Annotated in this window: 8 protein-coding genes and 1 pseudogene; 6 read left to right on the forward strand and 3 right to left on the reverse strand. The window is 45.1% G+C overall.

Going from position 1 to position 5,862, the window contains the following annotated elements; translation table 11 throughout:
* Positions 1-190 (reverse strand): annotated as a pseudogene (locus tag AS194_RS13580) (IS3 family transposase); the annotation flags it as partial.
* Positions 191-436: 246 nt separating this feature from the next.
* Here AS194_RS13580 and pqqA point away from each other — a divergent pair.
* From pqqA to AS194_RS13320, 6 genes are all read left to right on the forward strand, one after another.
* Positions 437-511: a pyrroloquinoline quinone precursor peptide PqqA gene (gene pqqA / locus AS194_RS13585; protein WP_075107140.1), complete on the forward strand. Its 75-nt coding sequence runs from the start codon at positions 437-439 to the stop codon at positions 509-511.
* 79 nt (positions 512-590) lie between these two features.
* Entirely contained in the window at positions 591-1,502 is a 912-nt protein-coding gene (pqqB, locus tag AS194_RS13300; RefSeq protein WP_058025979.1) for a pyrroloquinoline quinone biosynthesis protein PqqB, read from the forward strand.
* A gap of 21 nt (positions 1,503-1,523) precedes the next feature.
* A complete protein-coding gene (gene pqqC, locus AS194_RS13305) occupies positions 1,524-2,285 on the forward strand; it encodes a pyrroloquinoline-quinone synthase PqqC (RefSeq protein WP_058025980.1) in 762 nt (253 codons plus the stop codon).
* Positions 2,282-2,578 (forward strand): pyrroloquinoline quinone biosynthesis peptide chaperone PqqD, encoded by a 297-nt coding sequence (gene pqqD, locus AS194_RS13310; protein WP_058025981.1) that lies wholly within the window; start codon positions 2,282-2,284, stop codon positions 2,576-2,578. The genes pqqC and pqqD overlap by 4 nt, the downstream gene beginning before the upstream one ends.
* Positions 2,575-3,732 (forward strand): pyrroloquinoline quinone biosynthesis protein PqqE, encoded by a 1,158-nt coding sequence (gene pqqE / locus AS194_RS13315; RefSeq protein WP_058025982.1) that lies wholly within the window; start codon positions 2,575-2,577, stop codon positions 3,730-3,732. The genes pqqD and pqqE overlap by 4 nt, the downstream gene beginning before the upstream one ends.
* 2 nt (positions 3,733-3,734) lie before the next feature.
* On the forward strand, positions 3,735-4,784 hold the full coding sequence (locus AS194_RS13320; RefSeq protein WP_413771715.1) for a dipeptidase: 1,050 nt from the start codon (positions 3,735-3,737) through the stop codon (positions 4,782-4,784).
* A gap of 35 nt (positions 4,785-4,819) precedes the next feature.
* Here AS194_RS13320 and AS194_RS13325 read toward each other — a convergent pair whose 3' ends face one another.
* Complete coding sequence (locus tag AS194_RS13325; RefSeq protein WP_200960368.1) at positions 4,820-5,422, reverse strand: ankyrin repeat domain-containing protein; 603 nt, start codon at positions 5,420-5,422, stop codon at positions 4,820-4,822.
* Between the two features lie 231 nt (positions 5,423-5,653).
* A partial coding sequence (locus tag AS194_RS13745; RefSeq protein WP_264753458.1) for a hypothetical protein occupies positions 5,654-5,862 on the reverse strand: 209 nt, incomplete at its 5' end.

Genomic DNA, 5,862 nt, shown 5'->3' on the forward strand with positions numbered 1-5,862 from the left:
GTGCATAAAGTCCATGCTCCAGCTTTGATTGATACAAGTGGGCACAGCAAGTTTTTGCGGTTTGTCTCGCTCGCTTAATACGGCGTTTAGGCTTTATTCTAAGGTTTAATTCAAGCTCACGGTAGATACGATAAACACGCTTATGGTTATAAGGCAGTCCGAGTACATTTCTTAGATATAAGAAGCACAGCTTAACGTCAACAATTTATTCAACCAAAAATATCTTGCTGGCGAAAATTTTTTTGGATTAACGTATGGCGAGCCTTTAAATGTAGTCGGTAGAGTGACTTATCGCTTTTAGTCTAAATATTAGAGTGTGTTGAGTTTGAAAGTTAACATCTAACAAATTGACATTCAGGGTCGGCTTATAATACCATTGATAATTACTTTCATTCATCTCAACGATGGTCCTATAATAATTTTTTGGAGCAATCCCATGCAGTGGACTAAACCCGCTTTTCAAGACATCCGTATCGGTTTCGAAATCACTATGTATTTTGAAGCACGCTAAAAACTCATAGACCTGAATACATTAAAAGCCCTAGATGATTAGGGCTTTTACTTTTTTTGACATTTGGAAATATTGCGCTATGTATATTCACGTTTTAGGCTCAGCAGCGGGCGGCGGTTTTCCGCAGTGGAACTGTAACTGCGAAAACTGCCACGGCGTACGCCAAGGCACCATTGAAGCAAAGACCCGTACCCAGTCCTCGATCGCCATATCAGAAAATGGTGTTGACTGGATTTTGTTTAACGCTTCACCAGACATTCGCCAGCAGCTATTTGACTTTAATGCGGCTCAGCCAGCGCGTCAATTACGAGACACGGGCATCACCGATGTGGTATTGATGGACAGTCAGCTTGACCACACCACGGGGCTATTGACCTTACGTGAAGGCTGCCCCATCTCTGTTTGGTGTACGGACATGGTGCATGACGACCTCAGCACAGGCTTTCCGCTGTTCAATATGCTAAAGCACTGGAATGGCGGTCTACAATATAATCAAATCGATCCAAAGCAAAGCTTTCAAATTGACGGCTATAGCAATTTAGAGCTGACGCCTTTGGTCATTAGAAGCTCAGCGCCGCCGTACTCACCGCATCGTAACGACCCTCATGATGGCGATAATATCGCGCTGATTGTGAAAGATTTAAAAACACAAAAGCAGCTGTTCTACGCGCCAGGCTTGGGCAAAATCGACGACGAAGTGATGCAAATCATGAAAGCGTCTGATTGCGTGATGATTGACGGGACGCTATGGACAGACAACGAGATGCAAGAATGCGGCGTCGGTACCAAGACGGGGCAAGACATGGGGCATTTGCACATCAGTGGTGACGATGGATCACTGCATTATCTCGATCAGCTCGATAATGCTCGCAAAGTGCTCATTCATATTAATAACACCAACCCGATATTGAACGAGCAATCTGAACAAGCAGCGACATTAAAACAGCATGGTGTTGAAGTGGCCTTTGATGGTATGCAGATAGAACTATAAGACAAACGGTAAGGCAATAAAATGAAAACAACAGAAGAAACCGCACTCAGTCCAGAAGCGTTTGAACAAGCAATTATGGCCAAAGGTCAGTATTATCATATCCACCATCCTTTTCATATCATGATGCATGAAGGGCGCTCCACGCAGCAGCAAATCCAAGCGTGGGTTGCCAATCGGTTTTATTACCAAATCAATATCCCACTAAAAGATGCGGCGATTATGGCCAATTGTCCCGATCAGCGCGTGCGCCAAGAGTGGATTCAGCGCATGATTGATCAAGATGGCGTCTATCCTGATGGCGGCGGGCGCGAAGCATGGCTTGGTCTGGCGGAAGCAGTTGGTCTGACTCGTGAGCAAGTGATTTCTGAAGAGCTGGTATTACCGGGTGTGCGTTTTGCTGTTGATGCTTATGTGAACTTTGCACGCCGTACGTCATGGCGTGAGGCGGCGAGTAGCTCACTGACCGAGCTGTTTGCGCCGCAGATTCACCAATCGCGTCTAGAGTCTTGGCCCAAGCACTACCCTTGGATCAAGGAAGAAGGCTATACCTATTTTCGCTCGCGTTTGAGCCAAGCTCGCCGCGATGTTGAGCATGGTCTGACCATTACCCTAGACTCATTCAAAACGGCAGAGCAGCAAGAACGCATGCTTGAGATATTACAATTTAAACTCGATATTTTGTGGACGATATTGGATGCCTTGAGCCTCGCTTATGTCCATGACCAAGCGCCTTATCAAAGCGTCACCACTGACCATGTCTGGCATAAAGGATTGTTCAAATGAGTATACCCGCGAGTTTACCTGAGCTGGATCAATCGCTGGTTCCCACATGGCGTCATGGCTATCGCTTTCAGTTTGAGCCAGCACAAGACGCGTATGTCCTGCTCTACCCTGAAGGGATGATAAAACTCAATGACAGCGCCAGTATCATTGGACAACATATCGATGGCACCGCATCGGTTGCTGATATTATCCAAAAGGTGCAAGCCATGTTTGGCGATGTGCCTGAGATTGAGCAAGACATTATCGAATATATGCTGGTCGCCCAGCGTGAACATTGGATTGATTTAGTATGACTGCACCCGTCGGACTGCCGCTATGGTTACTCGCTGAGTTGACCTATCGCTGCCCCTTACAATGCCCGTATTGCTCCAACCCCATTGATTATGCTCAGTATAAAGACGAGCTGACGACAGCGGAGTGGTTTGATGTTTTTGATCAAGCGCGGCAAATGGGCGCGGTGCAGCTGGGGTTTTCTGGCGGTGAGCCACTGGTGCGTCAAGACCTAGAAGAGCTGGTCGCTTATGCGCACAAGCAGGGCTTTTATACTAACCTTATCACATCAGGTATGGGGCTTACTGAGGCTAGAATCGCGAGTCTAAAAGAAGCAGGCCTACAACATATTCAAATCAGCTTCCAAGCCAGCGACCCAACGGTAAACAATGCATTGGCGGGTTCAAAACATGCTTTTGAGCAAAAGTATGAGATGTCACGTCTGGTCAAGCAGTACGACTATCCGATGGTGCTTAACTTTGTGATTCATCGGCAAAACATCGATCAGATCGACCAGATTATTGATCTCTGCTTAGAGCTAGAGGCCGATACGGTTGAGCTGGCTATTTGCCAGTTTTATGGTTGGGCGTTTGCAAACATCGAAGGCCTACTACCGACCAAAGAGCAAGTGGTCAGAGCCGAACGCATCACCAATGAATATCGCAAAAAAATCGAAGCACGTGGTATCAAATGCAAACTCATTTTTGTGGTGCCTGATTACTATGAAGAACGGCCAAAACCTTGTATGGATGGCTGGGGTAAGATTTTCTTGACCGTGGCACCTGATGGCACTGCCCTACCTTGTCATGCTGCCAGACAGCTGCCTATGGATTTTCCTAATGTCAGGCAGACGACATTAAAAGACATCTGGTATGACTCAGACAGCTTCAATCACTTTCGCGGTGATGAATGGATGCCTGACATGTGCCAAAGCTGCCCCGATAAAGAACGCGATTATGGCGGCTGCCGTTGCCAAGCGTTTATGCTGACGGGCGATGCCAAAAACGCCGATCCTGTGTGCGGCAAATCGCCTTATCACTACCTGATCGAGGAAGCACGTGTTAATAGCGAGACGCCAACTCCGTTTGAAGAGCTGCGCTTTAGGAACCCTAAAAATTCTAAACGATTAAGTATGAGTCAAGAGCAACTGATTCCCACGCGTATGGTCACGGATTAATGATGAATAACCAGCCTATAATTTTTGATGGTCATAATGATCTACTAACCCGCCTATGGCTAAGCTCGGCTGACGATCCCGTGCATGATTTTATTTATGGCACACTACCGGGGCATTTAGATTTAAAGCGTTGTCAACAAGCAGGTTGGATGGGCGGATTGTTTTCTATTTTCTTACCACCCTACGCTTATGTGAAAAACAACCATCCTGATAAGTTATCCAACCCATCAAACTCAGACTTCACTCCGCAAGAAATCGTTGATAGTTGCTGCGCGCAACTTAAACTTGCCCAGCAATTGCAGGCGCGATCAGATGGTCAGATTCAGATCTGTACGTCTGTTGCACAAATTCAAGTCTGTCAGCAGAAACAGCAACTGGCTATCGTTTTGCATCTTGAAGGCGCTGAGTTTTTGGCTATTGAGCCTGACTTGCTGGATGTATTTTATGAGGCAGGACTCAGAAGCATTGGCCCACTGTGGAATAGAAAAAGCCTGTTCGGTGATGGCTTAAATGCGTCTTTTCCGCATTCGCCAGACACAGGCTCTGGTCTAACTTGCGAAGGCAAAGAACTTATTTTGGCGTGTCGTGACAAGCATATGCTGATTGACGTGTCCCATATGAATGAGCGTGCGTTTTGGGATACGCTAGAAATTGTGGATCAGCCCGTTGTCGCAACCCACTCCAATGCACACGCCTTATGTCCGCAAGCAAGAAACCTGACTGATCAGCAGCTGGCTGGCATCAAACAAAGCGGTGGTCTGGTTGGCGTCAACTTCGATGTGGCCTTTTTGCGTGCGGATGGGCAGCGAGATACGCAGACCTCCCTTGATGTGATCGTCGATCATCTTGCTTATCTGATTGACCATTTAGGCGAAGATCAGGTTGGCTTTGGCTCTGATTTTGATGGGTGCTTATTGCCTGATGAATTGTCTGATATCAGTCAAATCTCCAAGCTGATCGAGCGGATGCAGCAGCGGCACTTCTCTGATGCGCTGATTGAAAAGATCACGTCAAAGAATTGGTTTAGGGTGTTGGATGAGATATGGCAGTGATGGTTTATATCTTTGGATACCGCGAAATAAAATATCTATATCGATGCGTATTGCTCTAAGAGTTGGATAACGGGTATGAATTTTTCCTGACTCCCAAGGTGCTTTTTCATACTATTTACTATACTTAGTTCATTATCACCATTCTTATAATGGATGTTGGCTCCTTTATCAAGCATTAGCTTAAGTAGATCAACTCTTTCAGGCATTCCTCCAATCATAGCTAAGGGAATAACGTTGTCTCTGTTTGGTATATTTGGATCTGCCCCTGCTTCTAGTAAGGCTATGGCTGCTTCTGCATTTTTACCTCGCATGGCATAGTGCAGTGGCGTCATACCATACCTATCTTGAGCGTTAATAGTCACTCCTTTATCAATATAGAATTTAACAGTTGCTAGTGGTGTGCCTGTCCATTCTTTGGCTTGATTAGGAATATGCATTAGTGAACGATGTAGCCAGTTCCACTTTGCTTCTTCCGTTACAGCGGAGATAGCAAGAAGGTTATCTATTAAAAAAATATTATTCAAAAAATCAATATCACCTTTCCTATTTGCGTGAGCCACTCGCAATTCAGGATCTTGTTCATAAAGCTCTTGATAACGTTTCGATATTTCTTCTCTTCTCTGCTTAGTCATTTTCATATCTACTTTCCTTCATTTAAAAACTGCTTCATTTCCACAACAATATCTTGAATGCCCTCTTTTCCTGGCATCTCATCGACATGACTTCGGTTTTTAGACATATTTTCCAGTCTAAAGTGCTCAGGATGGCTATTATCTTGATGCACTACGGCTATTTTGACGTGAATGACACAGTTAAAAATATAAAGCCTAACTGATTACGTTAGGCTTTATGATAAAAATTATCGAGCGTTAGGCATCTTCTTCATCGGTCAAATACCAAGTCATAAACTCATAGAAGCTATCCCAATGCGGTAATGTACCGTCCGCTAGTTGCTGTAGCTGTCCCATCTGAAAATCCCATACGCTATCATTTTTTATATTATACAAATAACCGCCTTCACCTTCGCCTGTACTAAATAAAATGTAATTCTTAGGTACATCCCAATTGAACCGCCCCG

Source organism: Psychrobacter piscatorii (genome assembly GCF_001444505.1).
GTDB lineage: Bacteria > Pseudomonadota > Gammaproteobacteria > Pseudomonadales > Moraxellaceae > Psychrobacter > Psychrobacter piscatorii_B.